The sequence below is a fragment of the Nocardia cerradoensis NBRC 101014 genome (assembly GCF_000308535.1).
Lineage (GTDB): Bacteria > Actinomycetota > Actinomycetes > Mycobacteriales > Mycobacteriaceae > Nocardia > Nocardia cerradoensis.
In genome coordinates this window covers 1-17741 of sequence record NZ_BAFW01000012.1, presented here as the reverse complement: position 1 = coordinate 17741, position 17741 = coordinate 1, and the positions used below count along the sequence as shown (strand labels likewise).

The following is a 17741-nucleotide window of genomic DNA, read 5'->3' as shown; positions in this document are numbered from 1 at the left end:
TCGAACCGACCGTCCGGCAGCCGGAGAGCGCCGCCCACACCGAATCTCGGTCCTGGCCTCCGCCGGAGCCGGCGGTCGCCGCACACCGCCACCCCGGATTCCGCCGCACCCGCCGGATCGCCACACGGCCGTGACCGTGCGGCACAGGCGCGCTTCACCGGCGGGAGATCTGCGCCGCGACCGGAGCCGGTATCGACCACCGATCCCGCCTCGGAATCGCTGTGCCGTCGACGGTAGGGACGAACTCTTAACGGAGATAACGGGTTTCGCTTAAAGCCGGATCAGATCGGGGTGATGGCGTCGACCAGCCAGTGGCCGTCGTCCTTGTCCAGCGCGACGCGGACCCGGCTCGGCGTCACCGTCCCCTGCGGGGAATCCTTGCTGGTGGTCACCTGATTCAGGTACAGCAGCACGACCGCGTGCGAGCGCTCCGCCGACACCACACCGGCCGCCGTGGCGTTCGCCTGCACGGTGAGCTGCTTCTCCTTGGCGCCGGGCGCGATCGCCTGCTGAATCAGCTTCAGATAGTCCTTGCGGAAGGAGGGAGTGAGGTTGTCCGCCGACTTCGGCAGTTCGGCGTCGACGGTCTTGAAGTCGTAGGTGAACACCGACTCCACCGCGTGCCGCGCCGCCGGGACGGAGTCGGTGCGGGCCTGCTCGATCTGCTTGTCGGACCAGGACTTGTAGCCGGTGACCGAGGCCATCGCGACCGCGGCCACGAACAGCACCGCCGCGCTGATGAACAGGACGGGACGCAACTTGCCACTCATGCCACGAACTCCACTTGCGAGGCGGTGATACCACCGTTGTCGGCGCGGTCGACCGTGACCCGGAAGCGGTAGTAGCGCTCCTGCGGATCCTTGGCACCGGCGTTGGTCAGGGTCTGCTTGGCCGCGACCAGCACCTTCGCGGAGTGGTCGTCCTGGCTCTCGACCGCGGTCTCGATGATCTCGCCGCTGGCCTTCACCTTGGCCTGCTGCACGACCTGCGCGTAGGCGTCCTTGCGCTCGGAGTACTCCTGCTTGAGTTGCCCCGAGGCGACCGAGAGCACCCGGTCGATGTCCTGCTTCGCGGTGTCGTCCTTGATATTGGTCAGATTGAGGATGGCCTGCTTGGCGGTCTGGATGTATTCCGTGCGCTGATCGGCCTGGGTGCTGATCTGATGCTGGTGGTAGGCGAAGAAGCCGCCCGAGCCGACCAGCAGGATCAACGACAGCACGGCCACCACCGCGGCGGCCCAGCCCAGCGGGCCGAGGGAGCGCTTCCGCGACTCCGGGGCGTCGGCGGCTGCGTCCGCCGCTGCCGCCTCCTCCGGCGAACCGGTGAGCCGCACGGTCTTGTCGTCATCGGCTGCCGTCGAGAGCTTGCCGGTGGAGTCGGAGACCGCGCCGGTGTCGGAGACCGCGTCCGATGGTGTCTCGGAGGACGACTCGGCCGCGCTCGCCGGCGATGCGGTAGACAGTTCGACCGTCTCGTCGGCAGTGGCCGGCTTCACCGTGTCGTGCGCCGGCGAACTCTCGGTCCGTTCGACCGCGACCGCGTCGGTCGGCGCCCCGGCCTGCCTGCTGGCGCGCCGCCGGACGCGACCGGTGGGTGTGGAATTCGATTCGCTCATTTCTGTTGCTCCTCGAGCATCGCCTGCCAACTGGACGGTACAGTGCCCGATCCGTCGGGGCCCACATCCCCCTGTCGGTAGGTCCGGCCGTCGGGTCCGGTGAAGGTGTGGTTCTTCAGGTCGTAGGTGCGCAGCGCCGCCGCCGGCTGGGTCTGCGCGGCGGGAGCGTCGCCCGGGTTCGCCGCCGGCTCACCGGACGGGGTGACCGGATGCGGCTCGCCGAACGGCGGGTTGTCGCCCTCGGGCACATAACCCTGCGGGTCGTGGCAGAGCTCCGGACTCGGGGCCCGCTTACCCGGCACATCCGCGCACGGCGTGTTGCGGATACCGCGGACCGCTTCCTTCGCGTTCTGCGCCACCTTGCAGTAGAGGTTCGGCGGCGTGTCCGGAGTGTCCTTCAGGGCCGGGGACCGGCGCTGATCCTGCGGCAGGAAGCCGGTCGTACAGCCCGGCGGATCGTTGAGCCCGAGCATGAAGTCGACCATGGCGCCGTACTGCGTGGGCCCGCGGATGGAGGTCAGCAGCGCCGCCACCAGCTGCGGATAGATCACCAGAATCTGTTCGACACCGGCGTGATAGGTGACGCCGACCTGACCGACGCTGGTCAGATTCGACAGCAGCAGCGGCAGCGTCGGTTTCAGGTCCTGGAAGGTCTGCGACACCTTCTGCGCGGCCGCGGGCGTGCGGTCGAGCAACTGTCCCAGCGAGGGGTCGTGCAGGCGCAACTGGTCGGTGACGGTCGCCAGATCCTTCGTCCACGAGCGGATCGCGGCGTCGGACCGGTTCTGGGTGTCGAGCAGCGGACCGATCTTGTCGAGCAGATCCTTCGTCTCGTTCGTATTCTTCTTCGCCTCCTGCACCAGCAGCGAGGCGGAGTCGATGAACTTCTGCAGATCCGGGCCGGCACCGTTGAACGCGGTGAAGGCATCGTCGATGACCTGGCGCAGTTTGGTGTCGGCGACACTGCTGAGCAGCCGGTCGGCCTGGTCGAGCATATCGCCGACGTCCTGCGGAAGTTTGGTGCGCTGCACCGGAATCACCGAACCGTCGTGCAGATTCCCGCCGTGCGGATTCTCGGCCGGAACCAGATCCACGTACTGTTCGCCGATCGCCGACACGCTCTTGACGTAGGCGTCGACATCGCTCGGAATCTTGAAGTCGCTGCTGATCGACAGTTTGGCGTCCACCCCGTCCGGGGTGAGCTTCACATCCTCGACCTTGCCGACGTTGGTGCCGCGGTAGGCGACGTTCGCGGTCGGGTACAGCCCGCCGGTGGCCTCGAGTTTCACGGTGACGCCGTAGCGGCCGATGCCGAACATGGCCGGCAGGTGGACGTAGACGCCCGCCATCACGACCAGGCCGATCACGGTCAGGATCGAGAAGATCACCAGCTGGATCCGGACGAATTTGCTGAGTTTCATCGACCCGCACCCCCTTGTTGCGGCGCGGGCACCGTCAGCCCGGGTATGGCGGGCAGGTTCGGAATCGGCGGCAGGCCGGGAATGCTCGGCGTCGGCGTGGCCGTGTTCGGCGCGGGCGGCGGCGGCTGCATCGGCCCGGTGACCGGGTCGCCCTTGCCCATCGCGGTATCGGGCGCGATCGTGCCGAGCGCGCCCTCGACCCCGCCGAAGCGTCCGCCCAGCGGCGTACCGGTGAGGAAGTTCGAATCCAGCCGCGCGCCGGTGAGATCGACGGTCATCAGCAGGTTGAGGTAGTCGCCCTTGAGCGCCTTGTTCAGGTTGCGCATGGGGAACGGGAAGGTGAGCAGAATCTGCAGGGAGTCGGCCAATTTCGTTCCGGTGTCGGCCAGCGATTCCAGGGCCGGGTGGAGATTGGCCAGATCCGCCTTCAGATTGTCACCGCTCTCGGCGATCACCCGGCTCACCACATCACTCAGATCACCCAGGGCGGTAATGGTTTTGGTGATGTTCTCGCGGCGGTCGGCCAGGACGGTGAGGGCCGGATGCAGCTGCGTGACGGCCCGTGTCACCTGGTCCTTCTGGTTGTTCAGCTGCCCGGCGAAGCGGTCCAGCCCACTCATCGCGTCGATGATGTCCTTGGTCTGGGCGTCCAGGGTGGTGGTCAGCTGCGTCAGCTGCGGCAGCAGGTCGCGGATGGCATCGGACCGTCCGGAGAAGGTCTTGTTCAGCTCGTGGGTGATGGTCTCGAGCTGCGAGATTCCGCCACCGTTGAGCACCACCGACAACGACGACAACGTCTGCTCGGTGGTGGGATACACACTCGCGCGCGACAGCGGAATCACATCGCCCGGCTTCAATTGCCCTTCGGGCGCAACATCTTTCGGTGCCGACAGTTCGACGTGGTTACTGCCGAGCAGGCTGGTCTGCCCGATCGCGGCCACCGTGTTGGCCGGCAGGTGCACACCCTTCTCGAGGCTCACCGTGACCAGCGCGTGCCAATCCTCGACCTGGATGTTCTTCACCGTGCCGACCGTGACATCGTCCACCTGCACCGGCGAATTGCGAGTCAGCGTGGTGACATTCGGCATCTGGATCTTGATCTGCCAGGCGCCTTCCCCCGTTCCGGCCGCGCCGGGCATCGGCAGGGTGTTCAGGCCGTCCCACTCACATCCGGTGGCGCCCAACAGAATCACCAGACCGACGGCGGCGCCGGCGAGTCGCAGTCGTCCGCGTCGCATCATCGTCCTCCTCCCGGAATCGCGAGGCCGGCCAGACCGCTCGGCACCTCGGCCGGAGCCTCACCGGGAGCCGGATATTCGACGCGGTCGGCCAGACTCGGGGGCGAGAAGGTCAGCTGGCTCGGGAAGGCCTGCTGCCCGGACGCCGGATTCACCAGCAGCGGTGGGTAATTCATCATCAGCGAGCTGATCACCGGTGCCACCTGTTGTTTACACAGGTCCGCGGTCCGCTGTGAACCGTTGTCCTCGAGCGCCTCGACGGCGCCACACAGGAACGCGAACGGATTGCGGAAGTTCGGCAGCACCACGGCGCCGGTCAGCGTGCCCTGCGCGGGCTTGTAGATCTGATAGAAGTTCGACAGCGCGACCGGGCCCGAATGCAGGACCTGCTCGAGCTGCGGACGCTTGTCGGCCAGGATCTGGGTCACCTGCGCCAGATTCTGCACACTCTCGGTGAGCTGACCGCCGCGTTCGTCCAGGAAACGCTTGACGTCGGCCACCGCCGAATCGAGATTGTCCAGTCCGGCGCCGAGATCGTCGGAGACGCCCGACAGCACCGAGGACACCGAGGCCAGCCGGCCACCGAACTGCACGATCTGATCGTTGCTCTTGGACAGCACATCGACGAACTGCTGCAGGTTGCGCACGGTGCCGAACAGATCGGTGCGACCGTCGGACAACGTATTCAGAGTGCTCGACAACTCGTGGAGCGTGTCGCGCAGCGCCTGGGCATTGCCGTTCGCGAGATTGTCGGACGCGGTGTTGACGAACCGTCCGAACGAGCCCTGCTGATCCTCACCGATCGGCCCCAGGGCTTTCGACAGTTTGGTCAGCTCGGCCTTGATGTCGTCCCATTCCACCGGCACGGCGGTGTGCTCGATCGGAATCACGCCGTCGTCGTGCATCTTCGGGCCACCGGTGTACACCGGCGCCAACTGCACGAAGCGGGCCGAGACCAGATTCGGCGAGACCGTGACGGCCTTGGCATCGGCCGGGATGTCGACGCCGCGGTCGACCGTCATCGTCACCTTGGTCTTGTCCCGGCCCGGCTCGATCGCATCGATCCGGCCGACCTTGACGCCCAGCACCCGCACGTCGTCACCGGCGTACAGCCCGGTGGTGGACGGGAAGTAGGCGGTGATGTGGGTCTTGCCGATATTGGTCACCGCGCCGTAGACGATCCAGCCCGCCAGCGCCACCACCAGGGCGGCGGCCACGACGCGGACCCATTTCGGCACCTTCGTGATCGTGCGAATCGCGTTCATCGCGGCGGCTCCTGGATCGCGGGCCCGATCGAGGGCGGCGGGGTGGTCAGGTACTTCCAGAACGATTCGGGTACGTGCTGCGGCCAGACCAGCGCATCCACCAGCGGCTGCAACGTCATACTCGTGGCGTTGGAGACGTAGGCCTGGAAGTACGGGCCGCTGCCGACCTGTTCGCCGAGCGCCGCCTCGAACGGGCCGAGCGCGTCCAGGGCCTTGCTCAGGTTGTCCTTGTTCCGCTCGAGCAGTTGCAGCACCGAATTCAGCTTGTCCAGTGTCGGTTTCAGGCTCTGCTCGTTGTCGTTGACGAAACCGGTCAGCTGCTGCGCCAGTCCGTTGACGTAGACGATCAGCTGGCTCAGCGCCGTGCGCCGGGCGTCCAGCTCACCGAGCAGGTTGTTGCCGTCGAGCAGCAGGGCGTTGATCTGGTTCGACCGATCCGAGAGCACCTTGGTGACGTTCTGCGCGTGCGAGAGCAGTTCGGTCAGGGCCTTGTCCCGTGCGTTCAGGCTGCGTGACAGTTGCGTGATGCCGTCCAGCGCCGAACGCAGCGGCGCGGGTGTGTCGGCGAAGGCGTCCGACAGGGCGTCGAGCGTCTTGTTGACCTGGTCGGTGTCCAGCCCCTTCACGGTATTGCTCAGATCGCCCAGGGCGTCGTTGAGCGAATACGGAGAAGTGGTGCGGTCCAACGGAATCGGCTGATCGCTGCGCAGCGCACCGGAGCCCTGCGGATCGACCTCCAGGGATTTGCGCCCGAGCACGGTGTTGGTCTTAATCGCGGCGGTCGTCTTCTTTCCCAGGACGATGGATTCGTCGAGGCTGAACCGGACCTTCACTTTGGGACCGTCGAGACTGACGTCCTCGACCTGCCCGGACCGGACACCGGCGACCTGAACCTGGTCGCCGGTCACCAGACCGCCGGCATCGGCGAAGTACGCGGTGAATTCGGCGCCGCTGCGAATGAACGGAAGCCGGTCGAACTGCAAGGCGGACAACGCGATCGCGACCGCCAGCACGACGCCGACGACGCCGTGTTTGATGAGCGGAGAGGTCTGGTTCACTTCGTCGAGCACCTTCCGGTCGTCTGCAGACCGGGCAGATTCACATGCATCGGCTTACCGTCCGGGCCGTCCACGAGGAAATTCGTTCCGCACACGTACATGTTCAGGAACGAGCCGTACGAACCGAGGCGCACCAGCTCCTTGTAGGTCGAGGGCAGGTTCTGCAGGACCCACTCGACATCGTCGGACTTCTGGTCGAGATTGTCGGCGACGCGGCCCAGCTGGTCGAAGGTCGCCTTGAGGTCCGGGCGCGCCTGCTTCAGCAGATCGGTGAGATCGCCGGTGGCGCCGGCCAGTCGCGGCAGTGCCGCGCCGATCGGGTCCCGGTCCGCGGCCAGGCCACTCACCAGGCGCTGCAATTCGGTCAGCGTGGTGTCGAAATCCCTGTTGTGATCGTCGATGGTGGCCAGCACCGTCTTCAGATTCTCGATCACGCTGCCGATGAGGGCGTCGCGGTCGCCGAGGGTCTTAGCGAACGAGCCGGAGCTGTTCAGCAGTGCGACCAGGGTGCCGCCCTGTCCCTGGAAGACCTGCAGCAGCGCCTCGGTCAGCGAGTTGACCTGCTGCGGGTCCAGGCCGCGCAGCAGCGGTTTGAAACCACCCAGCAGCATGTCCAGGTCCAGCGCCGGCTTGGTCTTGTCCAGGCCGATGGTGGCGCCGGAGTGCAGCACCTGCGCGGTGCCCGGGGCGTCCATCAGCTCGAGATACCGGTCACCCACCAGATTCTCGTAGCGCACGGCGGCCTGGGTGCTGACATAGAGCTTGTACTGCCGGTCGACGTCGAAATCGACGTGGGCCAGATGGTCCTTGCCGACCTTGACACTCTTCACCGAGCCGACCGGCACACCCGCGATGCGCACCTTGGACCCGGGCAGCATGCCCGAGGAGCTGGTGAACACCGCGTGATAGCCGTTCTCCCGCGCGAAGCGCATCTGCGAGAAGATGACGACCAGCAGGGCCAGCACCAGCACCATCACGAGCGTGAAGATCCCGAGTTTGACGCTGGTGGCGTGTGGTTTGAGCCTCACGGATTACCCACCCCCGGCAGGCCCGCGAACAGCAACTGGAAGACCCGGGGGCCGTTCAGATGGGTGGACAGTTCCGGTGTGTACACCCGTCCCTCCGTGGTGTCGGTGACCAGGTAGTTCGCGTGGCTACCGGGTTTGCGGTCGAGGACGCCCTCGCAGTGCGGGCCACCGGTCGCATTCACCTTCGGCAGATCCTTCGGATAGGAATAGGGCGTGCCGCCCGGCATGAAGCTGGCGTTCAACGTCACCCACGGTCCGGTCCCGCCGAAGATCTCGTTGGCCCGCGGAATCGCGCCCGCGACACCTTCGACGAGGCAGTACAGCGCCGGGTTGTATTCGTTGAGCAATTCGGCCGTGGGCCGCAGCAGATCCAGGGCCGTCGACAGACCGTTCTCGTTCTCCTTCAGCACCGCGCCCGTGGTGTCGGCCAGGCCGATCAGATTCAGCAGCACGGCGTCGAGGCTGTCCTTGTGGTCGACGAGGGTCTTGCTCGTCACGGCCGCATTGTCGGTCGTGCGCAACAGGTTCGGCGCGGTGTCGGCGTACAGGTTGGTGACTCCGACCGACGTCTGCAGATCGCGTTGCAGATCCGGCAGGCTCGGATTGATATCGCGCAGATATTCGTCACTGTCGACCAGCAGTTGACCGAGTTTGTCGCCGCGGCCCTGCAATGCGGTGCCGAGCGCGGTCAGTGTCGCGTTCAGTTTCTCCGGCGCGATCTTGCCGAGCACCTCGGTCAAATGCTGGAACAGCGTATTGAATTCGACGGTCACCGACTGCGCGGTCAACGTGGCGCCGGCCTGCAGATGCTGCGCGGAAGGGACCTCCGGCTCGACGAAGTTCACGTATTTGGCACCGAAGACCGTGGTCGACCGAATATCGACGGTCGAGTTCGCCGGCACCATCTTCAGTTGATCGGGGTCCATCGCCAAGGTCAGCCGAGCCTGGTCACCGGTGTAGGCGATATCGGAGACGTGGCCGATCTGCACACCGCGGATCTTGACCTTCGCGTCCTTGTCCATCACCAGGCCCGCGCGCGGAGCGTCGAGATAGACCGGTTTCGAGGTGGTGAATCCGCCCACGAACATCGTCAGAGCGACGGCGACGATCGCGGCCAGAAACAGAATCAGCGCCACCCCCGAAAGCTTGACACCCCATCCGGCGCCGAAAAACTTACCGGCGCCTTCCTTTTCGACGAGTTTATTTGCCGCCATACCGCCTACCCGGAGAGATGGAAGTTGCCGGAGGTGCCGTAGATCGCCAGCGACATCAGCAGGGTTACCGACACCACTGCCACCAGCGAGGCGCGCACCGCGTTTCCGACCGCGATTCCGACACCGACCGGTCCACCGGTCGCGTTGTAGCCGTAGTAGGTGTGAATCATCATGACCGCCAAGGCCATGAGGATCGCCTGCACGAACGACCACAGGATGTCACTGGGAATCAGGAATGTGGAGAAGTAATGGTCGTACACACCGGCCGACTGGCCGTAGATGACGACCGTGGCGAAACGGCTCGCGACGAACGACGCGATGACCGCCAGCGCGTAGAGCGGAACGATCGCGATCATGCCCGCCAGCACGCGGGTGCCGACCAGGAAGGGCATCGGCCGGATCGCCATGGATTCCAGGGCGTCGATCTCCTCGGCCACCCGCATGGCGCCCAGCTGGGCCGTCGCGCCGGCGCCGATGGTCGCCGCCAGCCCGATGCCCGAGATCACCGGTGCCGCGATCCGCACATTGAGGAATGCGGCGAAGAATCCGGTCAGCGCCTCGACACCGATATTGCCCAGCGAGCTGTAGCCCTGCACCGCGATGGTGCCGCCGGTGAACAGGGTGAGGAAGCCGACGATCACCACCGTGCCGCCGATCACCGCCAAAGCGCCTGTGCCCATGCTGATTTCGGCGATCAGGCGAATGGTTTCGGTGCGGTAGTGCGTGAATGCCTTCGGTACCGAGGCCAACGACCTGCCGTAGAACTGGGCGTGATGCCCGATTCCGTCCATCGAACTCGAAACCCGCCGCACGCGTCGAACAGTACGGGGGAAGCGGGACTGGATTACGAACGCCATCGGATCACCGCACCGTGAACTTGATGCCGACGGCGGTGACCACGACGTTCACCACGAACAGAGCCATGAAGGAGAAAACCACCGTCTGGTTGACCGCGTCACCCACACTCTTGGGACCGCCCTTGACGTTGAGGCCGAGATAGCAGGCCATCAGTCCGGCGATCAGACCGAAAAGCGCGGCCTTGACCTCGGAGATCACCAGTTCCGGCGTATGGGTGAGCAGGGTGAGCCCGTTGACGAAGGCGCCGGGGTTGACTCCCTGCAGGAGCACCGAGAACAGGAAGCCACCGGCGATGCCGATCGTCGAGACCAGGCCGTTGAGCAGCGCCGCGACGAACATCGAGGCGAGCACGCGAGGCACCACCAGGCGATGGATCGGGTCGATGCCGAGCACCTTCATGGCGTCGATTTCTTCCCGGATCGTGCGCGCGCCCAGGTCCGCGCAGATCGCGGTGGCGCCGGCGCCGGCGACGATCAGCACCGTCACGATCGGACCGACCTGGGTGACCGTTCCGAATGCGGCGCCCGCGCCGGAGAGATCGGCCGCGCCGATTTCGCGCAACAGGATATTCAGCGTGAAGCTCACCAGAACTGTGAACGGGATCGCGACCAGGATGGTCGGGATGATCGACACCCGTGCGACGAACCACGACTGGTCGACGAATTCCCGTCGCTGAAATGGCGGACGTATCAAGGCCCGCGCCACAGCGGCCACGAGTTCGAAGAACCCGCCGACCGCACGCAACGGCACGGCAAGAACCTCGTTCATTCCGCGATTCCTCCTTGCCGACCCGTGCGCGCAACGCTGCGCCAGCGAGCCTCCACACCTCTTCCGCTCCGAAGATTAGAACACGTTCACATCGAATCGGAAGAGAATTTGACAATTTTGACCTGCTCTTTTCATCCGAGCTTCAGCTCTGAAGCTAGAACAGGTTCATACGGTGTACAGAACGCCTTTGTGAGGCACCCCACAACCATCGACCCCCATGTCTACCAAGTGCGAGACCGCCGATCAACCGGAGTTGGTCGGACGACCTGCACCTGATAATCAGCCGAGATCGTGCAGCGAACTCGCAGAAAACGTACGCCCGGCGGGGCGCTCGGCGAAGTAGGTGCCGAGTGTGTCGGCCAGCGCGTCCGCACTCCATTCCGCGCCGGCGGCGTCGAAGCGCGCCTCGACTTCGGGAGCGGCCATCAGCGCGACCATCGGGCCGTACACGACGAACACCTGACCGTTGATCGCGTCGGCGCCCGGAGAGGCCAGGTAGGCGACCAGCCGGGCGACATGTTCCGGCGCCAGCGGGTCCACATCCCCTTCGGGGGCGGCGGAGAAGACCGATTCCGTCATGGCGGTCCGGGCCCGCGGGCAGATGGCGTTGGCCCGCACGCCGTATCGCGACAAACCGCGCGAGGCGGACAGCGTCAGCGCGGTGATTCCGGCTTTCGCGGCCGCGTAATTCGGCTGCCCTTCCGGACCCAGCAAACCGGCTTCCGATGATGTGTTGATGAGGCGCCCGTAAATTGGAGCACCGGATTCCTTCGATTTACCGCGCCAGTACGCCGCGGCATTGCGCGACAACAGGAAATGGCCGCGCAGATGGACCGCGAGGACCGCGTCCCAGTCCTCGTCGGAGAGATTGAAAAGCATGCGGTCGCGGACGATTCCCGCATTGTTGACGACGATGTCCACACCGCCGAAGGTCTCGTCCGCGGTACGAATCAGGGCGTCGGCCGTGGCGCGCTCGGCCACACTGCCACCCACGAATTCCGCTTTCGCGCCGAGCGCGCGAATATCGGCGAGGGTGGCGGCCACCGCATCGCTTTCGGCCAGATCGTTGACCACCACCGAGGCGCCGGCCCCGGCCAGCGCCAGCGCTTCGGCCCGTCCGAGGCCCGCGCCGGCTCCGGTCACGATCGCTACCTTGCCGGACAGATCCGTCCCCGGCTGATTCGACGATTCACTCACGCCGTGACTCTAGAACGTGTTCCAGTTATCGGCAAGCATCCATTTCACTGCAACCGCAGGGCGGCCTTCGGGCATTGCGCGACGGCGGTCTCGACGTCGGAGAGCCGGTCCTCGGGCACGTCGGCGGTGAGGATGTGCAACTGGTCCTCATCGTCGAGTTCGAAGACGTCGGGGGCGATTCCGACACAGATTCCGTTGGCCTCGCACTGGTCGAAATCCACGCTGACCTTCATTGATAACTCCTTCACCACCAGGTAGTGCCGAGCCTACAAGCCCGGCCGTGCCGCTGCGGCCGAAGCGGCCGGATTCGGTTTCCATACTGGAACATGTTTCAGTAGATATGCAATGATCGACGTCAGGGCAGATCGGCCCAGCGCAGACCGCCGCCGGGTCGATCGTCACAGGGGCGATGTCGTCACATCCGCCATCACATCACCGAGTACGAGGTAACCGCCATGCGGATTGCTTATACCGAGCAACAGGAGCAGCTGCGCGCCGAGCTCCGCGAATATTTCGCCAAGCTGATCACGCCGGAGCGCCGCGAGGCCTTGTCGTCGCAGACCGGTGAGTACGGGCACGGCAACGTCTACCGCGAGGTCGTGCAGCAGATGGGCCACGACGGCTGGCTCACTCTCGGCTGGCCCAAGGAGTACGGCGGCCAGGATCGCTCGACGATGGATCAGCTGATCTTCACCGACGAGGCGGCCGTCGCGGGTGCGCCGGTGCCGTTTCTGACCATCAACTCGGTGGCGCCGACGATCATGCACTACGGCACCGAGGAGCAGAAGAAGTTCTTCCTGCCCAAGATCTCGGCGGGCGAATTGCACTTCTCCATCGGTTATTCCGAGCCCGGCGCGGGGACCGACCTGGCGTCGCTGCGCACCACCGCGGTCCGCGACGGTGACGACTGGGTGATCAACGGTCAGAAGATGTGGACCAGCCTCATCCAGTACGCCGACTACATCTGGCTGGCCGCCCGCACCGACCCGACCGCCAAGAAGCACAAGGGCATCAGCATGTTCATCGTGCCGACCTCGGCCGAGGGCTTCTCCTGGACACCCGTGCACACGATGGCCGGGCCCGACACCAGCGCCACCTACTACCAGGACGTGCGGGTGCCGCATTCGGCGATGGTCGGCCCCGAGAACGGCGGCTGGGCGCTGGTCACCAATCAGCTCAACCACGAGCGGGTGGCGCTGACCTCGGCGGCGCCGCTGGCACTGGCGGTCGCGCAGACCACCGACTGGGCGCGCGACACCAAGGATTCCACCGGCGCGCGGGTGATCGACAGCGAGTGGGTGCGGCTGAATCTGGCGCGGGTCCACGCCCAGGTGGAATTCCTCAAACTGCTGAACTGGGAGATCGCCTCCGGCGCCGACGCGGGCGGCGACGCCGCGCCCCGGCCGTGGGATGCCTCCACCTGCAAGGTGCTCGGCACCGAATTGGCCACCGAGGCCTACCGGCTGCTGATGGAGATTCTCGGACCGCAGGCATATCTGCGGCAGGACTCCCCCGGCGCGCAGCTGCGCGGACGGCTCGAGCGGATGCATCGCGCCTGCCTGATCCTGACCTTCGGCGGCGGCACCAACGAGGTGCAGCGCGACATCATCGCGATGACCGCCCTCAAACAGCCCGCTGCCGCCCGCTGAGCCGGGGACCGGCCGGAAACGTCGGAAACGTCGGAAACGTCGAAAAACTAGGGACAACGATGGATTTCACACTTACCGAGGGGCAGCAGGATCTCGCGCGGCTGACCGGCGAGGTCTGCGCCAAACTGGTCACCGCCGACCGGCTGCGGGAACTGGACAAGGCCGAGGTCCGCTTCGACGACCAACTCTGGCGATCGCTGGCCGAGACCGGCGTGCTCGCGGCCGCGCTGCCGGAATCGGTGGGCGGCAGCGGACTCGGCGCGCTGGAGCAGACGGCGGTTCTGCGGGAGATCGGCAAATCCGCTGCCCCCGTGCCCTATCTGTGGTCGGTCGTCCTCGGCGCCGGCGCGCTGGCCCGCTGGGGTGACCAGGCGCAGCGCGAGCTGGCGGCGAAAGCCGGTGCGGGCGAGACGATTCTGACCGTGGCGCTGTCGGAGGAACGCAACTGGGAGCCGGCGAAGCCGACCACGACCGCGACCGAGGACGGCGGCTGGAAGCTGGCCGGCGCGAAGACGGTCGTGCCCTTCGCGGCGCAGGCCGCGCGAATCCTGGTGCCCGCCACGGTGTCCGGCAAGGCCGCGGTATTCCTGGTCGACCCGTCGGACGCGCGCGTCACACCGCAGCAGGTGGTCGACCGCAGTCCGCAGGCCGAGGTCGAATTCGACTCCACCCCGGCCGAATTGGTCGGCACCGTGGACGACGGCGCCGAAATCCTCGGGTGGCTGCTGAACCACGGCTGGCTCGGCCTGGCCGCGCAGCAACTCGGGACCCTGGAGCGCGCGGTCGACCTCGTCGCCGAATACGGCCGCGAGCGTGAGCAGTTCAATCGCAAGATCGGCAGCTTCCAAGCGGTCGCGCAGCGGCTGGCCGACGGCTACATCGACCTGCAGGGCCTGCGGCTGGCGGTCACCCAGGCCGCCTGGCGGGTCGACGAGGGACTGCCGGCCGAGGCGGAGATCCACACCGCCAAATTCTGGGCCGCCGAGGCCGGTCACCGCATCGCCCACACCGCCGTGCACGTGCACGGTGGCGTCGGCATCGACCGCGACCACATCGTGCAGTGCTACTTCACCGCCGCCAAACACAACGAATTCGCGCTCGGCGGCGCCACCGATCACCTGCGCGCTCTGGGCACCCTCCTGGCCGAGGCCCACTGACGCAGGCGCTCGCCCGGGCCGGACCGCCGCTCCACCGGTTCGGCCCGGGCGAGTATTTCTCCGACGGTCTCCTCGACCGTGAGATCCGTTGTGTCGAGCCATAATCCGATGCGGGGCGTCTCCGCGTGCAGAACGGTGTCGAGCTGCTCGACGGTGAAGACCCCGTAGGCCTTCTTGTCTCGACCGGCCTCGCGCCGAACCACCGCGTCCGGACGCGGGGCCAGCACGACCACGTACACCGGGTCGGTGCGGATCTGCTCGACCATCCACGGCAGCGATTCGCCCAGGACGACGTCCTGGACCACCGCCGTGAATCCCGCGGCGGCGTAGTCGTCGGCCGTCGCGGCCGCCAGACGGTGCCGTAACCGCAACTGCCGCAGGGCTTCTTCGCTCGGTTCGCCGGACATCTCGGCACGGCCACCGACCACGAAGCGACGGAACACGTCACCCCGGATATGAGCGGAACGGGGCAGTCGTTCGGCGAGAGCCTGCGCGACCGTCGACTTTCCGGCCGCTTGGATACCGGTGATCAGATAGACGGCACTCGACATGGCCGGACGGTATCGCGCAGGGCCGTCGACCGCGAGGGATTTTCGCCCTCGGTGCGCCATCGGAGCAGGTCAGGACCGGTCCGGGGATTCGCCCGATGAGTTCGGCGCGCCCACGGCGTCTCTACTGACGACACGTATTGATGCCGCGAGAGGACCGAGCATGCCCAGCAAGATGATCTTCATCAATCTCCCCGTCGAGAATCTGGAGCGGTCCACATCGTTCTACGAGGCACTGGGCTGGAAGGTGAATCCGGACTTCACCGACGAGAACGCCGCCTGCGTGGTGGTCGACGACAACATCTGCCTGATGCTGCTGGTCCGGCAGTACTTCGACACCTTCACCAACCGCCCGATCGCCGACACCCGGGCGGCCACCGGTTCGATCTACGCGCTGTCGCTGGGCAGTCGAGCGGAGGTCGAGTCGCTGATCGCGGCCGCCGTGGGCGCCGGGGCCACCGAGGAGGTCAGCGAGGACAAACGCGCCCAGGAGGAAGCGGTGGGCATGTTCAGCCGCGCCTTCGTCGATCCCGACGGTCACCACTGGGAGGGCTTCTGGATGGATTATCCCGGCGGCAACTGACCCGCGCCGGGTGAGCGACCGGGCGGCCGCTCACCCGGGCATTCATGCCGTCTGCGCGTCCAGGAAGCTGATGATCTTGGCGTGGAAACCGGCCGGGTCCTCACCCGGAGCCCCGTGGCCGGCGTCGATCTCGGCATAGCGGGCGTCGGGTATCGCGGCGAGGAGCTGCTGTTGCTGCGCCGCCGGAACGACCCGGTCGTGCGCGCTGGCGAGGATCAGCGTCGGCGCGGCGATGCTGCCGAGCAGATCGGTGAGATCCACGGTGCGATCCACCTCGGTCTGCCGTGCGGCGCCGCGCGCGATCACCTTCGCCAGCTGTTCGATCAGGGCCGCGTTCTCGTCCGCGCTCGTCCGCTCCCAGTAGCGCGGACCGAAGGCCATCAGCGGCAGCATGTGCGCGAACAGGCTGGTGCCGTAGGCGGCGTCGGCGCGCAGCACCTCGATCCAGTAGCGGAATTCGGCGTCCATCCGCGCGTCGGTGCGGACCCAGCCCGCGTGCATCAGCAGGGAGCGCACGCGGTCGGGCACGGTCGCCGCGACGTGCGCGGCCACCACCGCGCCCAGCGAATGCCCGACCAGGTGGAATCGGGCGAGTCCGGCGTGGTCGGCGACGGCGCGCACCTCGGCGGCCAGATCGGCGACGGTGAGCCTGCCGCCGTGGTCGACGGTGTCGCCGGAGCCGGAACAGTCCAGTGCCACAACGGTATAGCGGTCGGCGATGTCCGCGGTCAGCGGTGCCCACTGGTCGCGGGCGGCCGCCGTGCCGTGGACCAGCACGACCGCCGGACCCGTTCCGGTCGCCTCGTAGGCGACCTCGGCGGTGCCCCCCTGGATTCGGGCTGTTGCGAATGTCATCGAATATCCTTGTGTCGCAAACGGTTCGGTGGTCAGGCCGCGGCCTGCAGGGTGAAGTTCGCGATCGCCGCGCGCAGTGCGGCCGTGAACCCGGCGGCGCGCTCCTGTTGCGGCATATGGCCCGCGCCGGCGATCACGCCGACCCGCGCCCCCGGTGTGAGCGCCGCGCAGGCCCGCGCCACCGCCACCGGGATTTCGGCGTCCAGCTCGCCGTGCAGGTAGTGGATCGGCGTGCGCAGCTGCGGCAGCCGCGGCCGGGGGTCGTAGGTGGCGAAGAGGTGGAACAGTTCGTCGATGTACACACCCGAATCGAGGATCTGCCGCACGGTCCAGTCCACCAGCACCGGCGAGGTCCCCGGGGCGTACCAGTTGGGCACCCACCGCGCGACGAATTCGGCCCGGTGATCCCGCATTTCGCCGATGATCTCGGCCAGCGGCATCCCCTGTCCGGGCCAGTAGGCCGGGCCGTCGACCGCGACCACGCCGCCGAGCAGATCCGGACGGGCCAGCGCCAATTCGGTCGCGAAGGTCGCGCCCACCGAGGATCCGATCACGATGGGTCGAGGCAACCCGAGCTGCCGGATCAGCTCCACCAGGTCCGCGAGCACACCGGCGAGGTTGTTGCCGGCGACCGGCCGATCCGAACGCCCGCAGCCGCGCCAGTCGACGGTGACCACCCGGAAGTCGGTGACCAGCGCCGCCTGCTGAGCGCCCCACACCCGCCCGCTGGTCCCCCAGCCGTGCAGGAACAGCAGCGGCTGCCCCGTTCCCTGGTCCTCGTAGTACAGCTGGACGTCGTCGACGGTGAGATACGGCATGGTCATCACTTCCCGGTGCGGTTTCCGATGTGCTGGGACCAGGAAATCGCGTTCGGCCGCGCCGAAAAATGAGCGATCCGCGCTGGCACTGTTCACCGAAACTGATTAATCTCGCGCCGTGGAGCTCCGGCAATTGCAGTACTTCCTGACCGTGGCCGAGGAACTGCACTTCGGACGCGCGGCCGAGCGGCTGCACATCGTGCAGTCGGCGGTCAGTCAGCAGATCACCCGGCTGGAGCGGGAATTGGGCGTCGCACTGTTCGAGCGGACCACCCGCACGGTGCGCCTCACCGAAGGCGGGCGGCGACTGCTTCCGCACGCCGAACAGGTACTCGCCGCCGTGACACAGGCCCGTGCCGCCATCGACGACCTGCGCGTCGAACGCACCGGCACCATCCGGCTGGGCACCAGCACCGGCCTCGGCACCCGCCTGGAGAACATTCTCGTGGCCTTCGCTCACCGCGCCCCG

The 17741-nt window shown here is 66.7% G+C and carries 19 protein-coding genes; 4 read left to right on the top strand and 15 right to left on the bottom strand.

Features of this window, described 5'->3' with window-relative positions:
• Positions 1-281: 281 nt before the first annotated feature.
• From ON23_RS02615 to ON23_RS02560, 12 genes are all read right to left on the bottom strand, one after another.
• Positions 282-770, bottom strand: a complete 489-nt coding sequence (locus ON23_RS02615) for an Rv1363c family protein (protein ID WP_039775981.1) — start codon at positions 768-770, stop codon at positions 282-284.
• Positions 767-1615 (bottom strand): Rv1363c family protein, encoded by an 849-nt coding sequence (locus ON23_RS02610; RefSeq protein WP_039775978.1) that lies wholly within the window; start codon positions 1613-1615, stop codon positions 767-769. Before ON23_RS02610 ends, ON23_RS02615 begins: the two co-directional genes overlap by 4 nt.
• Entirely contained in the window at positions 1612-3036 is a 1425-nt protein-coding gene (locus ON23_RS02605; protein WP_039775976.1) for an MCE family protein, read from the bottom strand. Before ON23_RS02605 ends, ON23_RS02610 begins: the two co-directional genes overlap by 4 nt.
• Positions 3033-4277 carry an MCE family protein gene (locus ON23_RS02600; protein ID WP_039775974.1) on the bottom strand — a complete coding sequence of 415 codons (1245 nt, stop codon included), beginning with the start codon at positions 4275-4277 and terminating at the stop codon, positions 3033-3035. The genes ON23_RS02605 and ON23_RS02600 overlap by 4 nt, the downstream gene beginning before the upstream one ends.
• The gene (locus ON23_RS02595; RefSeq protein ID WP_039775973.1) at positions 4274-5539 is read right to left on the bottom strand and encodes an MCE family protein; all 1266 of its coding nucleotides are present in this window, start codon (positions 5537-5539) and stop codon (positions 4274-4276) included. The genes ON23_RS02600 and ON23_RS02595 overlap by 4 nt, the downstream gene beginning before the upstream one ends.
• Positions 5536-6597: an MCE family protein gene (locus ON23_RS02590; protein ID WP_039776061.1), complete on the bottom strand. Its 1062-nt coding sequence runs from the start codon at positions 6595-6597 to the stop codon at positions 5536-5538. Before ON23_RS02590 ends, ON23_RS02595 begins: the two co-directional genes overlap by 4 nt.
• Positions 6594-7625 carry an MCE family protein gene (locus tag ON23_RS02585; protein WP_039775971.1) on the bottom strand — a complete coding sequence of 344 codons (1032 nt, stop codon included), beginning with the start codon at positions 7623-7625 and terminating at the stop codon, positions 6594-6596. The genes ON23_RS02590 and ON23_RS02585 overlap by 4 nt, the downstream gene beginning before the upstream one ends.
• Positions 7622-8839, bottom strand: coding sequence for an MCE family protein (locus ON23_RS02580; protein WP_051041870.1), 1218 nt, complete (start codon positions 8837-8839; stop codon positions 7622-7624). Before ON23_RS02580 ends, ON23_RS02585 begins: the two co-directional genes overlap by 4 nt.
• Positions 8840-8844: 5 nt before the next feature.
• The gene (locus ON23_RS02575; protein WP_036497709.1) at positions 8845-9696 is read right to left on the bottom strand and encodes an ABC transporter permease; all 852 of its coding nucleotides are present in this window, start codon (positions 9694-9696) and stop codon (positions 8845-8847) included.
• A 4-nt stretch (positions 9697-9700) separates the two neighbouring features.
• Complete coding sequence (locus tag ON23_RS02570; protein ID WP_030518640.1) at positions 9701-10465, bottom strand: MlaE family ABC transporter permease; 765 nt, start codon at positions 10463-10465, stop codon at positions 9701-9703.
• Positions 10466-10744: 279 nt separating this feature from the next.
• The gene (locus ON23_RS02565; protein WP_036497707.1) at positions 10745-11662 is read right to left on the bottom strand and encodes a 3-oxoacyl-ACP reductase; all 918 of its coding nucleotides are present in this window, start codon (positions 11660-11662) and stop codon (positions 10745-10747) included.
• A gap of 44 nt (positions 11663-11706) precedes the next feature.
• The gene (locus tag ON23_RS02560; RefSeq protein WP_030518642.1) at positions 11707-11895 is read right to left on the bottom strand and encodes a ferredoxin; all 189 of its coding nucleotides are present in this window, start codon (positions 11893-11895) and stop codon (positions 11707-11709) included.
• A gap of 222 nt (positions 11896-12117) precedes the next feature.
• Between ON23_RS02560 and ON23_RS02555 the strand changes: the two genes are divergently transcribed.
• Together ON23_RS02555 and ON23_RS02550 are read left to right on the top strand one after the other, a co-directional pair.
• Complete coding sequence (locus ON23_RS02555) at positions 12118-13311, top strand: acyl-CoA dehydrogenase family protein (protein WP_039775968.1); 1194 nt, start codon at positions 12118-12120, stop codon at positions 13309-13311.
• A gap of 59 nt (positions 13312-13370) precedes the next feature.
• Positions 13371-14468, top strand: coding sequence for an acyl-CoA dehydrogenase family protein (locus ON23_RS02550; protein WP_039775967.1), 1098 nt, complete (start codon positions 13371-13373; stop codon positions 14466-14468).
• On the opposite strand, the gene ON23_RS02545 is transcribed toward ON23_RS02550, so the two are convergent.
• Positions 14426-15019, bottom strand: coding sequence for an AAA family ATPase (locus ON23_RS02545; RefSeq protein ID WP_143860015.1), 594 nt, complete (start codon positions 15017-15019; stop codon positions 14426-14428). The two genes, ON23_RS02550 and ON23_RS02545, sit on opposite strands and share 43 nt — an antisense overlap.
• Before the next feature lie 160 nt (positions 15020-15179).
• Between ON23_RS02545 and ON23_RS02540 the strand changes: the two genes are divergently transcribed.
• On the top strand, positions 15180-15599 hold the full coding sequence (locus ON23_RS02540; protein ID WP_039775964.1) for a VOC family protein: 420 nt from the start codon (positions 15180-15182) through the stop codon (positions 15597-15599).
• A gap of 42 nt (positions 15600-15641) precedes the next feature.
• On the opposite strand, the gene ON23_RS02535 is transcribed toward ON23_RS02540, so the two are convergent.
• Both ON23_RS02535 and ON23_RS02530 read right to left on the bottom strand, forming a co-directional pair.
• Positions 15642-16454, bottom strand: a complete 813-nt coding sequence (locus ON23_RS02535; protein ID WP_051041868.1) for an alpha/beta fold hydrolase — start codon at positions 16452-16454, stop codon at positions 15642-15644.
• A 32-nt stretch (positions 16455-16486) separates the two neighbouring features.
• Complete coding sequence (locus tag ON23_RS02530; protein ID WP_210744052.1) at positions 16487-17368, bottom strand: alpha/beta fold hydrolase; 882 nt, start codon at positions 17366-17368, stop codon at positions 16487-16489.
• 22 nt (positions 17369-17390) lie between these two features.
• Here ON23_RS02530 and ON23_RS02525 point away from each other — a divergent pair.
• A partial coding sequence (locus ON23_RS02525; RefSeq protein WP_039775961.1) for a LysR family transcriptional regulator occupies positions 17391-17741 on the top strand: 351 nt, incomplete at its 3' end.

Bases quoted from the DNA above. Each gene is read 5' to 3' on its own strand.
- ON23_RS02580 (WP_051041870.1), bottom strand. From the start codon at position 8,839: ATGGCGGCAAATAAACTCGTCGAAAAGGAAGGCGCCGGTAAGTTTTTC.
- ON23_RS02550 (WP_039775967.1), top strand. From the start codon at position 13,371: ATGGATTTCACACTTACCGAGGGGCAGCAGGATCTCGCGCGGCTGACC.
- ON23_RS02570 (WP_030518640.1), bottom strand. From the start codon at position 10,465: ATGAACGAGGTTCTTGCCGTGCCGTTGCGTGCGGTCGGCGGGTTCTTC.
- ON23_RS02545 (WP_143860015.1), bottom strand. From the start codon at position 15,019: ATGTCGAGTGCCGTCTATCTGATCACCGGTATCCAAGCGGCCGGAAAG.
- ON23_RS02540 (WP_039775964.1), top strand. From the start codon at position 15,180: ATGCCCAGCAAGATGATCTTCATCAATCTCCCCGTCGAGAATCTGGAG.
- ON23_RS02560 (WP_030518642.1), bottom strand. From the start codon at position 11,895: ATGAAGGTCAGCGTGGATTTCGACCAGTGCGAGGCCAACGGAATCTGT.
- ON23_RS02610 (WP_039775978.1), bottom strand. From the start codon at position 1,615: ATGAGCGAATCGAATTCCACACCCACCGGTCGCGTCCGGCGGCGCGCC.
- ON23_RS02600 (WP_039775974.1), bottom strand. From the start codon at position 4,277: ATGATGCGACGCGGACGACTGCGACTCGCCGGCGCCGCCGTCGGTCTG.
- ON23_RS02555 (WP_039775968.1), top strand. From the start codon at position 12,118: ATGCGGATTGCTTATACCGAGCAACAGGAGCAGCTGCGCGCCGAGCTC.
- ON23_RS02575 (WP_036497709.1), bottom strand. From the start codon at position 9,696: ATGGCGTTCGTAATCCAGTCCCGCTTCCCCCGTACTGTTCGACGCGTG.
- ON23_RS02535 (WP_051041868.1), bottom strand. From the start codon at position 16,454: ATGACATTCGCAACAGCCCGAATCCAGGGGGGCACCGCCGAGGTCGCC.
- ON23_RS02615 (WP_039775981.1), bottom strand. From the start codon at position 770: ATGAGTGGCAAGTTGCGTCCCGTCCTGTTCATCAGCGCGGCGGTGCTG.
- ON23_RS02595 (WP_039775973.1), bottom strand. From the start codon at position 5,539: ATGAACGCGATTCGCACGATCACGAAGGTGCCGAAATGGGTCCGCGTC.
- ON23_RS02605 (WP_039775976.1), bottom strand. From the start codon at position 3,036: ATGAAACTCAGCAAATTCGTCCGGATCCAGCTGGTGATCTTCTCGATC.